This window comes from Rhodoferax sp. RT4P68, assembly GCF_056521305.1.
The window spans coordinates 40,588-56,627 of sequence record NZ_JBWMBB010000022.1 but is presented as its reverse complement, the minus strand read 5'-3'; the positions used below and the strand labels follow the sequence as shown (position 1 = coordinate 56,627).

Below are 16,040 nucleotides of genomic sequence, written 5' to 3'. Positions count from 1 at the left end.
GCTATTCGTGCAGCGCTACAACGCGGATGCCTCGCCTTTCCAGTGGGTGGCTACGGCGGACTCGATCTTGAAGAAGGTCGAGAAAATCGCGAAGCGTATTTCTGCGACAGGACACTACATCGATGGTTTCGTGATCGCCGTCCCCACCGCCAACAAGCAGAAGTTCATCGAGCACGCCCGTGCGCTCGACCCGATCTTCCTCGAGCTGGGCGCCACCCGTGTGATCGAGGGCTGGGGCGACGACGTCCCCGACGGCAAGCTCACCGATTTCCGCCGCGCCGTCCAGGCGACAGCCGAGGAGACGGTGGCGTTTTCGTGGGTCGAGTGGCCGGACAAGGCCACGCGCGACGCCGGCATGAAGAAGATGATGGAAGACCCGCGCATGGACCCGTCCACACCCGGCAACCCGCCCATGCCCTTCGACGGGAAGCGCATGATTTTTGGCGGGTTCGAGCAGGTGGTGGAAGTGAAGGCTTGAGCGACGGGGCGATGCCGGCCCCTGGACGTCCCACGCCTCGGGGCGCGCATCTGGCGCAAAGTGTCGGGCAGCAGGTAGGTCGCCCCGGCACGTTGCGCGGTGTGATCGTGGGGCAGGCAAACGCCGCGCAACTCACTGCAGCAGTTGGGCGTGTACCGGCTCTTTTGGTCCTGAATGGGTTCAAGCGCGCGGCCAGTTCCTGTTTTCCAGCTTGTCTCGGCGACCGGCAGGCCTGGACTCACTGTCGCCGAGTGGTGCTGGCTATCCGTGTTGGCGCTTGCGGCCAGAAGCAGTCATCCAGTCGCCAAGCAGAATTTCCTCATGACCAGTCGTTCAAGCACTCCATGAAACCGTTCGCCATCGTCCTGCACGGCCCGACCAGCGCAGGAAAATCGACCACTGCGACCGCGCTTCAGGATTGCGCTCCGGCTCCCGCATTTCATGTGACCTTGGACGCGTTTGTGACGATGTCTAGGCGGCGTGATATGCGAAGTGCAGAAGAGCAACGCTTGGCCTATCGCATCCACTGCGAGAACCTTCGCTCCACACTTCGCCGGCTTGTCGACACGGACTTTGAAATCATCCTCGACACGGTGCTTCGTGATCAAGAGGAACTACAGGCCTGCATTGACGTTCTGTCAGACCGTCAGCTTTGCTTGGTCGGTATCACGGCTCCGCTCGAAACCCTCGAGCGTCGGGAAAGTCTCCGTGAGGACCGAGCGACCGGCATGGCGCGGGAGCAACTCGGACATTCAGCGTTCGCTCGACCATATGACGTGGTGATTGACACGTCGACATGCACCGCCAAGGAAGCAGCCAACGTGATTCGGCGCTACTTGGACGCCATTGTCGGAGCGCCATGCCGTTGAACGGCAACCTCCGGCCAGGTGTTGTCGTTCGGTCCTCCGCGGCGAACGACAGGTCACGACGGAAGCGGCCATCGACGTTGCGCGAGCGTTGCACCGTTGCACCTCGAGTCTTCGGGATGGCAACGTGCAGCCCCATGTGGACAGAACTTCGAGCCGGAGATGCAGAGGCTGCGCAAAGCTAAGGACCTGCTGACGGTTGCGGCGACCCTTGTGCTTCGGCACGGCCTGGCCACAAATAGCAGCGACCGCTAACCGCCTCTGTGGCCGCCGGCGTCTTGCAAGAACTCGCCGCTTTCAGCCCGTGTCACTGTTCGCGCCGTAGAAGCGAACTCGGCGGGTGGCTCTCCACGCTGACGCGGCCGTTAATCAGGCGGCCGACGAGCGTGCGCCCCCGCACGCCTGCTCTACACTCGAGCGTGTAACTTAGGGATGGTCTGCACAAAGCACTTGCAGATGTGCTGATGCGGCGCAGTCGAGCCCATTTCGCATTTGGGCCCTTCTCGAGCGCGATTCAGCCCGTCGCCAAGCCCATCGCGTGCCGTTTTCGGCCTGCTTTGCGGCCATTTGGCCGTTTGCAGGCGCACTCATGCCTGCGCTCCCATCAGCGTTCGCCGCACCATCCACAGGTTGGACAGCGCAAACAGCGTGTGCAACTGCGCGGTGTTCTTCGCCAACCCGCGGTAGCGCACCTTGACGTGGCCGAACTGGCGCTTGATCACCCGGAACGGGTGCTCGACCTTGGCCCGGATGCTGGCCTTGATGCGTTCGATCTGATCCGTCAGGTCGTCGACCAGCTTGGTCTTGTCCAGCAGCTTGCGCTTGCCCGGGCGCATGGCGATGTTCCAGCGCACGCCTTCCTTGGCGTCGGGGCGCTTGCCGGCGCCCTGGTAGCCGGCGTCTCCCCATGCTTGGGCTTCTTCGCCGTGCAGCAAGGTGTTGGCCTCAACCACGTCGTTGACGTTGCCCGCTGTACCGCGCACCGTGTGCACCAAGCCCGAGTCGGCGTCCACGCCAATGTGCGCTTTCATGCCAAAGTACCACTGGTTGCCCTTCTTGCTCTGCTTCATCTGCGGGTCGCGCTCGCCCGAGGCGTTCTTGGTCGAACTGGGTGCGGCGATCAGCGTGGCGTCCACCACGGTGCCGGCGCGCAGCAGCAGGCCCTTGGCGCCCAGCAGCTCGTTGACCAGCGCCAGGATCTGCGGGGCTAGCTTGTGTTCTTCCAGCAGCCGGCGGAACCGAAGGATCGTCGTCTCGTCGGGCACGGCCGTACTCCAGTTCAGGCCAGCGAATTCGCGGAACAGCGGCACGTCGTGCAATGCCTCTTCCATCGCCGGGTCGCTCAGCGTGAACCACTGCTGCATGAAGTGCACGCGCAGCATGGTCTCCACCGCGAAGGGCGGGCGACCGCGCTTGCCTTCGGGTGCGTACGGTGTGATCAGGTCGACCAGTGCCGCCCACGGCACCACGCGTTCCATCTCTGCCAGGAACTCGCGCTTGCGCGTGCGCTTGGTCGTCAAGTTCAGGCCCAGTTCGACTTGTTTCATGGCTCAGATTTTCTCAGCGCGACGGTCTGCCGAGCACATCGGGAGCGGATTTATGCAGACCTTCCTTAGGTCTATTTATGAGCGATTGGTATCCCGATGCGGAAGCGTCAATCAATTTGTGCCGAAATTGGGCAATTGAATCCTCTAAGAATGCACGTTTGGTTTCCTGCCGCTTCTATCTATTTGGGAGCGCTATTTACTTGGATGGTGAGCAATTCGATGCGCTTCACAGCGACCTCGACATTGTGTGCGTCCTGCCCGATGACCTCTCTGCAGTCGAGCGTGTCAAAAAACTTCAAGCTTTAAATGTTTGCAAGAAGAAGCTCGAACTTGAAATGATCCCAGCGTTACATCGCGCGGTCTGTGACGAGCCTGGCGTTAGTATTGTTGCCATTACCCCATTTGAAGTTTCCGCGAATATCCACAAAAGTGGTGCGCGCAGCTTCTTTGACAAGAACTTTTTCTTCGATTTAGTCGCCGATCACAGTCGTCTTGGCCTGCCGGGTGCAGGCGATCGTGAGGTCCCGGATGCTCGGCGGCAGGCGCTCGAGTATTGCCAGAAGCAGCGCAACGAATATTTGGCCGTCAGCGCTAACAACACTGGAGGCCTCGCTGAGTATCATGGGGTCGACCCGATGCCAAAGGCGCTAATGCGCTGCGCCGCGCAAATTGCGCCGAACCTTCCCGAAGGGGCGTGGTATGACACTCGCCATGGCCTTGAGTACATGTTTCGGATGCTCAACGAACGCCGGGACGAGGGCGCAGAACTGCGCTCGCTCTACAAGACGATCTCAATTCGGCGCGGTGGAAAGGGGCGGAGGGAAGTTCTATCCGCCGAGCAGCAGCTATTGCTATCCGAACTGCTTTTCGATCAAGCCTGCAGCGGTGGTACTGAAGAAGTCGTGTTGTGGGAAGTGCGGGTCGGCAGCCATGGCGCGACGGTGGACGAGGCTCAGCGTGTCTTTGAGGCGATTCGGCGAATCGTGCCAGACGCTCGCCTTCGAGGAGTGCGAGCAGGCAGTATCGTCTTGACACTCCTTAGCTCTCTGAGGGCGTTTGAACTGTTCAAGTATTTGTTTGACCGTGGAGTGCTCAATGAAGCCTTGGGACTTGAACTGCTGCAGGTCAGACGCATTGAATATGGATCGCCAGATATAACTTCCACTACGGACAGTCGTTTGGGACACGTCCTTAAATTCTTGGAGGGATGGCAACCACAGCAGCTTCTTGCGCGACGCCCAATGGAGAGGGCCTTGGTCGAAGCCTTGGAAGTCGACTTGACTGAACGCTTAGCTAGCGAACCCGCTCTGTCGGGAGGCGCGTTGCTAGGCCGGACGCGATCACTTCAGGTCGAGGAACGTAGACAATTTCGCCTCGACATTGTTCTTACTTGGGGTTCAGATGCTAGATATGGGGAGCACATAGGCATCGAGGTCTCGCTTGCCAGGTCAAGGGATCGACTTCTCAAGGATCTTTCTTTCTTGATGGAGATTCCCTTTCCCGCAGTTCTTGTGGTGTTCGCAACGGATGCCGTCGCAGCCGCGTCTCAGGACGCCATCCAACACATGCGCAGGGTAAATGCGAACGCCCACGTTGTCGTGCACACGGTTCCGTCTTTGGGGTGACTCCGGCGTGAGCTCTCCTCTAGGTCAGTATCGAGCTGCTCCCGCTGGGCCAACCCACGGATCAGCACTTGCGGTAATGTTGAGGGGCTAAGTTGTTGTGGGAGCGTGTCCGCCCTGTTGCTTTCGATGCAGTTCGGGCTTTTAGGTGGCAACTGCGTTAGCTAATTAGTCGTCGCAGCAGGTCAACCAGAGCAGCGACGCACCGCTCACGTATTTCTGCTTGTTGCTTGATTCCAGTCCAACTGAAGCCCTGCCCTGGAGCATCGCTTCCGCTGCACTGCTGACGTTCAGGTCGATGAGGCGGATGACGGCAGAGGGCGCATTGCAGCCACCCAGGCCCAACGTTCCCAGTGCCGCCCGGCTCCCCTCAACACGTCCCCCCACCCGCATGCTCCTCCCCCGACCCCGACGTGCCCGTCCAGGGGCTGTAATGCGTGTACGCATGCTTCTCGAACGGGTTCCCGCACCCCCGGCTGTCCAGCGCATTCCATGGCCCGCCCTGCGCCCAGGCGAACAGTGATCCGAAGGTGACGTAGGTCACGTAGAACCCGAACTCGCCCAGCACCGCCACCGTGCGCGTGTGGTACGCCTCGTGCAGCGCGTACTCGTCGTTCACCTTGCCATCGGCCCCGAAATGGTCGCTCTGCGTGTAGACGATGCCGCCCAGCGTCAGCCCGCCACCACCGGCACCCACTTCCACGAACAGCGCGCCCCGCCGAAAGTCCACGCGCTTGCCCGCGATGGCAAAGCCGGCCACCACGAACAAACCGAGGATGGTCAGGATCGGGGACTTGATGAGCTTGATGGCCCAACTGAAGCCCCAGGCCACGCCGCTGTCGCTCTCGTCCATGAGCGGCGTGAACAGGCCCAGCACCGAGGCGCCCAGCGTGATCGCCGTGGCCGCAATGGCGGCCGCCACGGCCGAGACGCCCAGCCACACCAAAATGCCGTACCAGGCCAGCACCGAGAGCACGCCGCCAATGGCGCCGCCCACGATCCACAGCAGCCATTCGTCCCAGGTCTTCGCACCGTTCACGCCGGCGCCGATGGCCCCGATCACCGCGCCCACGATGGCCGCCACGATCAACGCCACCAGCAGCGGCGCGATCTCGCCCGTGGGGTCGGTGAAATTGACGGGGCTGCAATACGCGTAGACGACCAGATTCAGCGCGGCCCCCAGCGGCGCGATGCGGTCCTGGTCGACCACGAGCGTGGGGTCGCAGGTGAGGAAGCGGCCCAGCGCCGGCCGGTACCAGCGGGCGCCCAGCAGCGTCAGCTCCAGCCCGTCGGTGAAGCGCGCGCCCTGGAACGTGAACGCCGGCTGGATCACCATCGACGCGAACAGCCGGCCATACGGCGTGTATTCGTCGCTGCCGGCATAGGCGCCCGTGGCGCCGTTGCTGATCACGTTCACGTTGCCCAGGCGGTCGAAGTGGTGGATGAGCGTGTCGCCCACGGCCGGCACCACGGCCAGGCGGCGGCCTTCGTCGAACACGACGCGGCTGGCGCCGTCTTCCTCGATCAGGTACAGGCCCTCCACGTCCCAGCGCGTGCGCGGTGCCTCGCCGGGGCGTTCGATGCGCGTCGTGACGCGTCGGTCGTTGTGGTCGTAGGCGTGGTGGATGCTGCTGCCGTCGGGCCGGTCGATGCGCACCAGCCGGTGGCGCCCGTCGTAGTGCAGCTGGCCGATCTCCGGGTCCTGCGTCAGGCTGCCGCAGGCGTCGTAGGCGTATTCGTCGGCGGCCGCGTCGTTGCGGTGCGTCAGCCGGTTCGGCGTCAACGTGGCGCCGGCCTCGTGCGCGTAGTGCAGCGTGGTGCCGGTCTCGCCGTTGAAGGTGAGGTTGCCCAGGTCGTCGTAGCGGTAGACGAAGTCGAAGCCGTCCTGGCTGCCGGTGGCGCGCACCAGGCGGTTGCGGTCGTCGTAGTCGAAGGCCTGGTTCAGCCGCAGCTTGCCGGCCACGCCGGAGAGGTCATCGATGCGGCGCACCTGGCCCACAGCGTCCAGTTCGTAGACCAGGTGCTGGTACGCCGGGCCGCCGGCCAGCGGGGCGGTGCGCAGCTCGCGGACGAGGTAGTCGCCCGGCGTGTAGCCGCGCCGGCCTTCCAGCCCGTTGGCGTAGACGATGCGCTCGCGCAGGCCGGTGGGGCCGTGTTCCACCTGGTCGATGAAACCGGGGATGCTCTCCAGCATGCCCTGCGCGTCGTATTCGTAGCCCACGCTCGCGCCGTCGGGCGTGGTCACGCGGCGCACCTTGCGCTGGGCGTTGTAGGTGAAGCGGGTCACCAGTGCATCAGGCCGGCTGGGGAAGGTGCGGGTGATCTCGGCGGCTTCGCCCTCGGCCGTGTAGCTGTAGGCCGCGGTGCCGAAGCTGCCTTCCACGCGCGCCAGCCGGCCTGCGAGGTTCTCGCCGGGGCCGGCGTCGTAGGTGTAGCGCTCGATGACGGTGCCGGCGTCTTCGCCGTTCGCTTCACGCAGTGTGGTGACGCGGCCGCGCGCGTCGCGCTCGCTGATGAGGCGCTGGCCGTCGGCGTCGATGCGTTCGACCTCGCGGCATTCGGCGTCGAACACGAAGCGCATGTCGCCACCATCGGCTGCGCGCACGCGGATGCGGTTGCCCCACAGGTCGTAGACATTGGCCAGCGCCTCGTGGCCCAGCGGGTCGGTCATCGTCAGCAGACGCTGCAGGCCATCGACCTCGCGCCGCACCTCGCACCAGCGCGCACCATCGCGCTCGAACACCGAGCGCACGATGCCGCCCGCATCCAGCAGGCTGCGCCGGGTCGGCTGCGTGGTCGGGTCACCCGCCAGCGCGTCGGCGGCGTCGGGGCCGTAGAACGCCACCTCGTTGCGCTGGTAGCGGTGCAGCGTCTCGCGGCCGTTGAACAGGCGCTCGCGCAGCACGCGGCCCAGGTGGTCGTAGGTCAATCGCCGCTCGGCCGTGCCAGCAGGCACAGCGGAGAAATCGGGCCCATCGTCGAACCATGCATCGGTCTCGCCCAGCAGCTTGCCGGGCACCGACATGCGCTGCTGCTTGCCCACGGCCCAGCGCCCACCGGCCGCCAGCATGCGCACCTGGGCGATGCGCGCGCACCCGTCCAGGTAGTCGATCTTGCAGTAGCCGGGCTCGGCATCGTCATGCTCCATGCGCACGCGCTGGATGCGTGCGTGCGGCAGCGCGCCGCGCCGGTACTCAAAGCTTTCGGTCGGCTTCTCCCCCGCCGCGCCGCGCTTGAACAGCGCCACCACGTTGCCCAGCGGGTCGAACACGCTGCGCACGGCGTGGCCGTTCAGGTCGGTGTAGAGCGCCACCTGCTGCGCGATCAGGTCGAACGCGATGTCGCGCCAGGGGCCGCCGTCTTCGCGCACGGCCTGTGGATGCAGCAGGTCGGCGTCGAAGCGGAACTCGCGCGTGAGGCCGGAGGCACCGATCACCTCGACCTCGTTGCCGCAGGCGTCCACCCGCGCCCGCGCGATGTCGCGCACCTGCAGCGTGCCGTGCTCGGCATCGGCCTCATTGCGCATGAACGTGGCCACCACGGCCGGCGCATTGCCGTCGTAGGCCAGCGTGATCTCGCGCGCGGTCAGCGCCACCTCGGTCTGGCGCACGCGAAAGCCCTGGTCCACCTCGCCCAGCGGCAGGCCGTCGAAGGGCGCACCGTCGTAGTGCTTGCGCACGTCTTTCAGCAGCGCGCCATCGCCGTCCTGCTTGCGCATGCGGGCCTCGATGCTGGTGATGCCGTGCACCGCGTGGCGCGCGAAGTCGGTGCGGATGCGCAGGGTCTCGCTGCGGGCCGTGCCGTCGCTGTCGCTCCACGTCGTGCGCCGGGTCTCGTCCACCACGTTGCCCACAGCGTCGATCTCGAACTGCACTTCTTCGCGCTCGTATTCGGCGCCGTCCTGCAGGCGCCGGCTGTCACGGCCGGCCTGGTAGGCCAGGTAGGCGGGGTTCGCGTCCGGCGTGCCGGCCACGCGGCGCAGGGCCCAGTCCGATTCCTCCAGCACGCAGACGGCGCTGGTCGCAGGGTCCAGCGTCTCGGTGCGGCGCGGCTGGCCCCGCCCGGCGATGAAGGCCGGGTCGCGCGCCGTGGCATGGCGCGTGTGGAAGGTCGTGCGCTGCACCAGCGGTTGCTCTTCGGGGCCGGTGGTGCGCACGGATTCGACCTCGGCAAAGCCCAGGTACTCGCGCTCGGTGCCGTCGAAATGGCCGTCGTGGTAGCGCATGCGGCTGGTGGACTGCTGCTGCGTCACGCTGTCGGCCAGCGTCATGCGCGTGACGACGGGCACCGAGAACGGCAGGTAGCCGCTCCAGCGCCGGCCGGCCGCCAGGTCGCGCGTGCGCTCGTCGGCCGAGCTGCCGTATTCGATGGTCGTCACCAGGCCGCTGTGGTTGTCGATGCGGTTCAGCAACCCGGCCTTGGCGCTGCCCAGCAGGTCCAGGTAGCGGTACTCGCCACTATCCCTGGGCGTGAACAGCAACCCGGCCGCGCCGCTGCCCTTCATGTCGGCCAGCAGCACGCGGCCGGCCGACAGGCGCGGCGTGCGCGCCAGCACGATGGGCGGCGCGAAGCCCTCGCCGACGCGGTTGAGGTACAGCCGGATCTCGCTGGCGCCGATCAGCACCAGGTCGGCCGCGCCGTCGCCGTTCAGGTCGGCCAGCAGCACGTCGCTGTCGGGGTCGGGCACGTCGAAGTCCGGCGTGCCGGCCATCGTGCATTCCTCGCCCCAGCGGCCGTGGCCCAGGTAGGGCCAGTAGACGATGCGGCGCGCGTGCAGCAGCACCAGGTCACCCAGGCCGTCGCCGTTCATGTCGGCCATGCGCAGCCGGCGCTCCAGCCCCACGAAGCGCGGCAGGCCGCTGCCGGTCAGCGCGACGGGGCCGGCCCAGGTCGCGTCGCCCCGGTTGAAGAAGGCCATGGGCCAGCCGTTGCGAAAGCTCAAGAGGTCGGCCACGCGGTCGCCGTCCAGGTCCAGCAGATAGCTGCCTTCTTCCGTCAGGTCGAAGCTGGGCGCCACGCGCACGGTGCGCTTGCGTTCCAGCCCCTGGCCGGCCCGGTTGGGGTAGTAGCCCGCGCCATGCTCCAGGCCGACGACCAGGTCGGCATTGCCACGGCCTTCCATGTCGGCAAAGCGCACGCCGGCGTCCATCAGCGATACGCCCGAGGGCAGGTCGCGCAACGCACGCGGCGGCCCCCAGGTCAAGTTGCCACGGTTCTCCCAAAAGCTGGCGCCGGTGTCCGACAGGCGCAGCAGGCCGGGCAGGGCGGTGCCGCCGTAGTCCACCAGCGTCACGTCGTCGGCCAGCGGTGGCGGTGGGCTGACGGGCGCGCTGAAGCGCTCGATGCGCCGCGCCGTGGGGTCGAAGCGCGTGTAGCCGAACTCCTGCGACGGCATCGCCACCTGCTCGTCGCCACGGTGGCCGGTGAGCGTGAGGCCGGTCAACAGCGACATGCCGGTGTGTTCGGCCCGCTCGTAGACGAAATCGAGGCTGCGCATCAGCGTCTGCGGCAGGCGCGCGTGGTGCACCTCGATGCGCTTGCAGCGCAGCCGCGTGCGCAGTGTGAAGCCGGCGTCGTACTGCGACCAGGGGTCGGGCCGCTCCTCGTATTGCAACTCCAGCCGCAGCACGCTCCAGCGGATGGTCTGCAGGTACAGCTGGCCGCCATCGCGCAGGTATTCATAGCGGATCTCGCGGCCCCCTGCATGCACGCTCTTCGTGATGCACCAGCGCTGCGTGCGTTGGCGGCCATCGACTTCGGCCTCCACACGCTCGGCCTCGGTCGTGCCGAAGTGCAGCTCCACCAGGTTCAGCGTGCGGCTGGTCCAGCCATCGCTGGCCGGCACGATGCGCTGCAGCGTGCTGCCGATGGCCAGCACCTGGCTGCCATCGTCGCAGGGCACCAGGCGCTGGCCGCCCAGGCTGAACTCGGGTTCGCCCTCGGCCGCGAAGGCGCGTGGCCGGCGGCGTTCGATGCTGGGCACCGACAGCGACCAGCCCAGGCCGAACGGGCCGTTGCCGGCGCCCGTGTCGTACTGCAGTTCCAGCTGCGGCGCCAGGCCCCCGGCGCCTGCCGGCAGCTCGATGGGCACGCGGTAGGTGCCGCCGCCCATGGCCAGGTTGGGCTGGAACGCATCGCCGAGCGAGCGCACGGCGCCGGCACCGCCGAAGCGGGCCTGGCTGCCTTCGCCCACGCCACTGGATCGGGTCGCGGTCATGTCAGTCGGCGCGGTAGTCGAAGCGGTAGCTGTAGATGAGCTGCAGGTCGCCCACCGTGGCTGAGTCCACGCCATCGCCCAGCGCCACGTCCCAGCTGTCGATGGCGCTGGCGCCCAGCCAGGCGTCGAAGGGGGCCATCGTCGCGGCGTCGCCCATGGCGGTGCCGGTGGCGTCCGTGGTCACGTCGATGGCGACACCGTCGGACGCGCGGGTGATGCGCAGCGGCGCGCCCGCCATGCCGGCGCCGGCCTTGTCCAGCAGCCGCACACCGTAGGCCGACAGGGTGGGCGATTCGTGGTGGAAGGCGAACGCCGAGCGCGCCACGCCGAAGCGGATGCGCCGCTCCACGTCGAGCCGGAAGTATTCGTCCGGCACATGGAAGCGCGCCGACAGCACGGTGGAGCGCCCGCCCGTCGTCGGGTAGTGGACCTTCACGTGCGCGGCCAGCGCGTCGTCCACATCCGCATCGAAGTACACGACGAACTTGATGTCGGCAATCGAGGCGTAGTCGATATTGTTGCCAGAGCGCGGGATCTCCAGCGTCCAGTCCGACTGCGGCGCGTTGTTCTCGAACAGGCCCAGCAACTCCTCCGACGGCTGGAACACCGCGATGTCGCGGCGGAACTGGTAGCTGGACAGCACCATGCGCTCCACCGGCATCACGCGCTGCAGCTTGGCCCAGCCGGCGCCGCTGTTGCGCCATTCGCTGCAGATGCCGTGGCAGGTCAGGAAGCCGCTGGCGCCCTCCAGCGGCACCAGGCCTTCGACGAAGATCTCGATCTTCTTGAGCTTGCGCCGGCAGGTGCCGGGGTAGCGCCGGTCGAACAGCTCCAGGTCGGTGCGAAACGGCAGCACGCCGGTCTGCACGAAGGCCGCGAAGCCGCTGGGGAACTCCTCGCGCAGCGACAGCGCCAGGCGCACCGGGTTCTTCTTCTGCGCATGCTGCAGGTAGTCGCTGGTGAACGAGGTCACGTCGCGCTTGAGCATGTCGCCGCCCAAGAGGCCGGCCGGGCCGCCCATGCCGTAGTCCAGGCGGATGCGGTTCAGCCTGCGGTCGAACTCCAGCGCATAGGCATGCTCCATGACGCGGGCGGCGTAGATGGCGGCGTCCAGGTAGTCGCGTGCCAGGTCCTGCAACTGGCCGGCCAGCTGGAACCACAGGTCTTCGTCGAACATGCGCTCGCTGGCGTAGTCCAGCACCTCTTCGGCCGCCTCCACGCGCAACTGCTGCATCTGCACGTTGAGCGCCTGCACCTGCAGCCGCACCTGGGCCTGCGCCTCGCGCACCTGCGACAGGCCGACCTCGGCCGCCACTTCGGCGGCCTGGCGCTCCAGCCGGTTGCGCTGCATCTCCCAGTCCAGCCATTCGCGCTTTTCGCCCACGGTGTCGAAGAACTCTTCCACCGTGCCCTCGTAGTCGTGCCGGCCGCCGTCGTAGCGCACGCCGGTGTAGCGGATCTCCTGGTCGTTGGCGGCCTGCCCGGCCCAGGACAGCGCGGCGTTCATCGAGGTCAGCTCGCGGCCGCTGGTGTCCCACTCGTCGATGGCGGCGTTGGCGTTGTCGCGGCGCAGCTGGGCGTATTCGCGGGTGCGGCGCGCGGCCTCGGCTTCCAGCTGCGCGTCTTCCATGCGCTTGTGCTCGATGGCCAGCGCGGCCTTGTTGATCTCGACCGTGCTTTCCAGCTGCATGTGCTCCATCTTTTGCGATTCGGCATTGGAGCGGTAACCGATGAAGGTGCGCTCGGCCTCGATGGCGTTGTCGGCCAAATAGGTCGCCACCGACTGCAGGTACTTGAAGCGCAGCAGCGGCGCGTGGTCGGCCGACAGGCCCAGGAAATCCAGCCCCTGCGCCAGGTAGCGCTGGCGCAGCGCGACCTGCATCACCAGCGCGCCGACGCGTGGGTTGAAGGCCGCATGCGCCTCGCTGCGGATCTGCTTGGCCACCTCGCCGACCTCGGCCACCAGCGGGGCGAAGGCGCTGCCCTGGTAGAGCGGCGTGGCGGCCGGCACGCTGCCGTCGGCTGCGAGGATGCGTGCGTACTGCGTGGCCGCCGCCGCACGCAGGCCCCGGCGAAACAGCGTGTTGCCGGCCTGCAGCGCCGCCTGCGCGATCTTGAGCCACAGGAAGCGGCCCTCGATGCCCAGGTTCAGAAACGGGTAGGCCAGCACGCTGCGGTATTCGGTGATGGCCTTCTCGTACTGGCCCATCGCGGCGTAGGTGTCGCCGATCGCCACCGGCAGCACGAAGTAATACAGGTGCACGTAGTAGGCGACGAAGTTGACCTCGACCTCTTCGTAGAAGCGCAGCTTCTCCAGCGTCGTGGCGGCCACGCGCGGCTGGTAGAGCTGGGTGCGCGCCTGCTGGCTGAAGTCGGCCTGCGCCAGCGACAGCACCTGCGTGCCCTCGGGCCGGAACATGCCCAGCGTGCGGGCCGTGGTGACGGTGGCGGCGCGCTCGCCCAGCGTGGTGGTGGCGGCCTGCCAGCCCGTGGCGTCGCGCAGCACCAGCACGCGCGCGGTCTGCGTGGCCGGCAGCATGATCTGCGTGCGGTCGATGCGGGCCTCTGCCTTCAGCACGCCGGTCTGGGCCAGGCTCGGGTTCAGGCGGATGGAGGTGGCGGTGGCCGTGTCTGTGGCACCCGGCGCGGTCGGGGCGGTTGGCGCTGGCGGGGCCGTGGGCGCCGTGGCGATCGGCGGCGTCCCGGGTGTCGTCGTGGTGCCGGGGCGCACCGGGATCTTGGTGATCGCGGTCACCTTGTCCGTCTTGCTCAGCTTGGCGCCGGGTGCGCGTATCGGCGTGATGCGCCCAGGTGCCGGCGCGGTGCCCAGCGCGGCGATCTCGGCCTCGATGCCGGCCCGGTTGGCCAGCACCATCTTCTGGCCCTCGGTGTTGCCGGCCTTGGCGTAGAGCTTCTCGGCCTGCTGCGTGGTCGCCAGCGCCTGCTTCAGTGCGGTCTCGCGCGCGGCACCGGGCACATAGCTGGCCAGCATCACGGCCGATTCGTTGGTGATGTCGGCGGCCAGCTCCACGTCGCCAGCGGCCAGCGCGGCCTCGGCGGCGGCGCTGTATTGCGTGACGGCCTCGTCGAATTTGGTGGCGGCCACCAGCTCGCGGGCGCGGTCACGCAGCTTGGGGTCGGCGGCAACCTGGCGCACGTCCACGCCCAGTGTGGTCCAGGGGCGCAGGCGCGCATCGGCCTCGAACTCGCCGACGCGGATCGGCGAGGCATCGCCCAGCCGAGAGCGCATGCGCTCGCCCGGGCTGGTGGTGCCGGCGACGCGGCGCGACAGCTCCAGCACCCGGTCCATGCGCACACCCGCCCATTCGAACGCCCAGCTGCGCCCCATGCCGGGCACGCGCGGCAGTTCGGGGTGGCTTTGCTCGACGATTTTTTGCCGCAGTGCAAAGTAGTTTTGCAGCGCGATCGTGTGTTCGCGGTGGAAGAAGTTGAGGTTGGCTTCAGACAGCAACTCGCGGTAGTCCAGCTCGACCGCATTGGCCGGCGGCGTCACCTCCAGCCGCGAACGGCGCTGCGTGCTGATGCCGGGGTAGACCTGTCGAACGGTCAGAAAATTCTCGAGGTGGAACGCCATGGAAATGCCTCTCGTGGAACGATGTGCGTGCCGGATCAGTCTAGGGAGCGGTGCGCAGTCTTTCCAGGTGCGGCGTCCGCAGGCTTGAGGATGTGCGGGCCGTGCCCGGCAACGAGAGGTACGGGCGTGTGTCGGGATGTTGGCCGACGGGCAACATTGGAAACAGGAGATGTCGTTTGGCATCATCCACCTCGACAAGAAATCATGGAGCGAACCGATGCTGAACCTGCCGACCCAATTCGATGGCCATGACATCCGCCGCGTCTACGACGAGACCACCGACACGTGGTGGTTCTCCGTGGTGGATGTGGTCCAAATCCTGACCGAGCAGGTTGACGACCTGACAGCGCGCAAATACTGGAACCAGCTCAAGCGCCGCCTGAAGACCGAGGGCAGTGAACTGGTGACAGCTTGTCACCAGTTGAAGCTGCCAGCCGCCGACGGCAAACAACGACTCGCGGACGTTGCGACCGCGCAGACGCTGTTGCGTCTCGTGCAGTCGGTGCCCAGCCCCAAGGCCGAACCCATCAAGCTCTGGCTGGCCAAGGTGGGCTATGAACGAATGCAGGAGATGGCCGATCCTGCCCTGTCGCTGGACCGGGCGCGCCAGACCTGGCAGCAGCACGGCCGCAGCGACAAGTGGATCCAGCAGCGCATGACGGGCCAGGAAACGCGCAACAAGCTCACCGACTACTGGCGCGAGCACGACATCCAGAAGGGCCAGGAGTTTGCCATCCTGACCAACATCATTCACCAGGAGTGGTCAGTCCTACACCGCCCGCGTCAAATACACCGCCTCGCGCCCCACGATCGGCTCGCGCGTGGGCATGAACACCGTGCAGCCGTCGCACGGCGAGACGATCTGGTGGTCGCCGTCGGTCGCGATCAGCTCGCCCTCGGCAAACGTCTCCAGCCCCACCAGCGGCCGCTCGAAGCGGAACTCGGTCGTGCGCACCAGGAAGGTTTCGATCAATGCAAACCGCTGCGACGGCTGTGCGGGCGGGCGCGGCGTGGGGGCTTCGATCAGGCCGAAGTGCGCCAGGAAGTCCAGCGTCACGGCCGTCGCCAGATCCGACGCCGCACGGTGAAAGTGCTGACCGCATTCGACCACCAGCGCGACCCCAGGCCCGGGGCCGTCACTGGCGTGCCGGCCGAACTGGATCAGCGGCGTGCCGGTGCCCAGGCCCTGCGGCATCAAGAGATGCAGGGCAGGGCGGCCGATGGCTTGCGCCACAGCGGCGTTGCGCGCGAAATCCGGGTAGACCCAGAACGCGGGGACATCCTGGCTGGTCGAGTGGATGTCCAGGATGTGGTCGGCCGCATCGACCACCTCGCGCAGGGCGCGCGCGCGGGCCAGCTCGGGGCTGTCCTCGGCGCCATCGAGCCACGCGGTGGACCAGATGCGGTTCATGTTGTGCACCAGCTGGCGGCTGTCGAAGGGCTTCTCGATGTCGAAGCTCTCGTAGGCCGCCACATTGGAAAAGCTCACCGTCAGCGTGCCGACCTGGGGCCGCACGCCCGTGTCCAGCAGGTGCGTGGCGGCCACCATGCCGCAGATCTCGTTGCCGTGCGTCAGCGCGTTGATCAGCACATGCGGGCCGGGTCGGCCGGAATCGAACCGGTGCACGTAGTCGACCCCGGTGTTGCCCTCGCGGTAGGCGGACAGGTCGCGGGGCAGGACTTCGAGGGCGGGCAGGGACGCGGGAATGCTCATT

At 66.8% G+C, this 16,040-nt stretch carries 7 protein-coding genes and 1 pseudogene; 4 read left to right on the top strand and 4 right to left on the bottom strand.

The genetic code is table 11. The features are described 5' to 3' along the window. Positions 1–97: 97 nt before the first annotated feature. Both AC099J_RS30295 and AC099J_RS30290 read left to right on the top strand, forming a co-directional pair. Positions 98–478, top strand: coding sequence for a DUF1428 domain-containing protein (locus AC099J_RS30295; protein WP_479619037.1), 381 nt, complete (start codon positions 98–100; stop codon positions 476–478). A gap of 11 nt (positions 479–489) precedes the next feature. Further along, a complete protein-coding gene (locus AC099J_RS30290) occupies positions 490–1,347 on the top strand; it encodes a phosphotransferase-like protein (protein ID WP_479619036.1) in 858 nt (285 codons plus the stop codon). Between the two features lie 584 nt (positions 1,348–1,931). On the opposite strand, the gene AC099J_RS30285 is transcribed toward AC099J_RS30290, so the two are convergent. Beyond that, the gene (locus tag AC099J_RS30285) at positions 1,932–2,891 is read right to left on the bottom strand and encodes an IS5 family transposase (RefSeq protein WP_479619034.1); all 960 of its coding nucleotides are present in this window, start codon (positions 2,889–2,891) and stop codon (positions 1,932–1,934) included. Positions 2,892–2,968: 77 nt separating this feature from the next. On the opposite strand from AC099J_RS30285, the gene AC099J_RS30280 reads away from it, so the two are divergent. After that, positions 2,969–4,516 carry a hypothetical protein gene (locus AC099J_RS30280; protein WP_479619033.1) on the top strand — a complete coding sequence of 516 codons (1,548 nt, stop codon included), beginning with the start codon at positions 2,969–2,971 and terminating at the stop codon, positions 4,514–4,516. A 367-nt stretch (positions 4,517–4,883) separates the two neighbouring features. On the opposite strand, the gene AC099J_RS30275 is transcribed toward AC099J_RS30280, so the two are convergent. Both AC099J_RS30275 and AC099J_RS30270 read right to left on the bottom strand, forming a co-directional pair. Then, positions 4,884–10,730, bottom strand: a complete 5,847-nt coding sequence (locus tag AC099J_RS30275; RefSeq protein ID WP_479619032.1) for a toxin TcdB middle/N-terminal domain-containing protein — start codon at positions 10,728–10,730, stop codon at positions 4,884–4,886. A gap of 1 nt (position 10,731) precedes the next feature. Further along, positions 10,732–14,325, bottom strand: a complete 3,594-nt coding sequence (locus AC099J_RS30270; RefSeq protein ID WP_479619031.1) for a Tc toxin subunit A-related protein — start codon at positions 14,323–14,325, stop codon at positions 10,732–10,734. A gap of 136 nt (positions 14,326–14,461) precedes the next feature. On the opposite strand from AC099J_RS30270, the pseudogene AC099J_RS30265 reads away from it, so the two are divergent. Beyond that, positions 14,462–14,812, top strand: a pseudogene (locus tag AC099J_RS30265) (hypothetical protein); the annotation flags it as partial. Between the two features lie 282 nt (positions 14,813–15,094). Here the strand turns inward: AC099J_RS30265 and AC099J_RS30260 are convergent. Further along, a complete protein-coding gene (locus AC099J_RS30260; RefSeq protein ID WP_479619030.1) occupies positions 15,095–16,039 on the bottom strand; it encodes a M14 family metallopeptidase in 945 nt (314 codons plus the stop codon). Position 16,040: the final 1 nt, after the last annotated feature.

Coding starts and splice junctions, on each gene's coding strand:
- AC099J_RS30260 (WP_479619030.1), bottom strand. CDS start 16,039: ATGAGCATTCCCGCGTCCCTGCCCGCCCTCGAAGTCCTGCCCCGCGAC.
- AC099J_RS30270 (WP_479619031.1), bottom strand. CDS start 14,325: ATGGCGTTCCACCTCGAGAATTTTCTGACCGTTCGACAGGTCTACCCC.
- AC099J_RS30280 (WP_479619033.1), top strand. CDS start 2,969: ATGAGCGATTGGTATCCCGATGCGGAAGCGTCAATCAATTTGTGCCGA.
- AC099J_RS30275 (WP_479619032.1), bottom strand. CDS start 10,730: ATGACCGCGACCCGATCCAGTGGCGTGGGCGAAGGCAGCCAGGCCCGC.
- AC099J_RS30285 (WP_479619034.1), bottom strand. CDS start 2,891: ATGAAACAAGTCGAACTGGGCCTGAACTTGACGACCAAGCGCACGCGC.
- AC099J_RS30290 (WP_479619036.1), top strand. CDS start 490: ATGCCGGCCCCTGGACGTCCCACGCCTCGGGGCGCGCATCTGGCGCAA.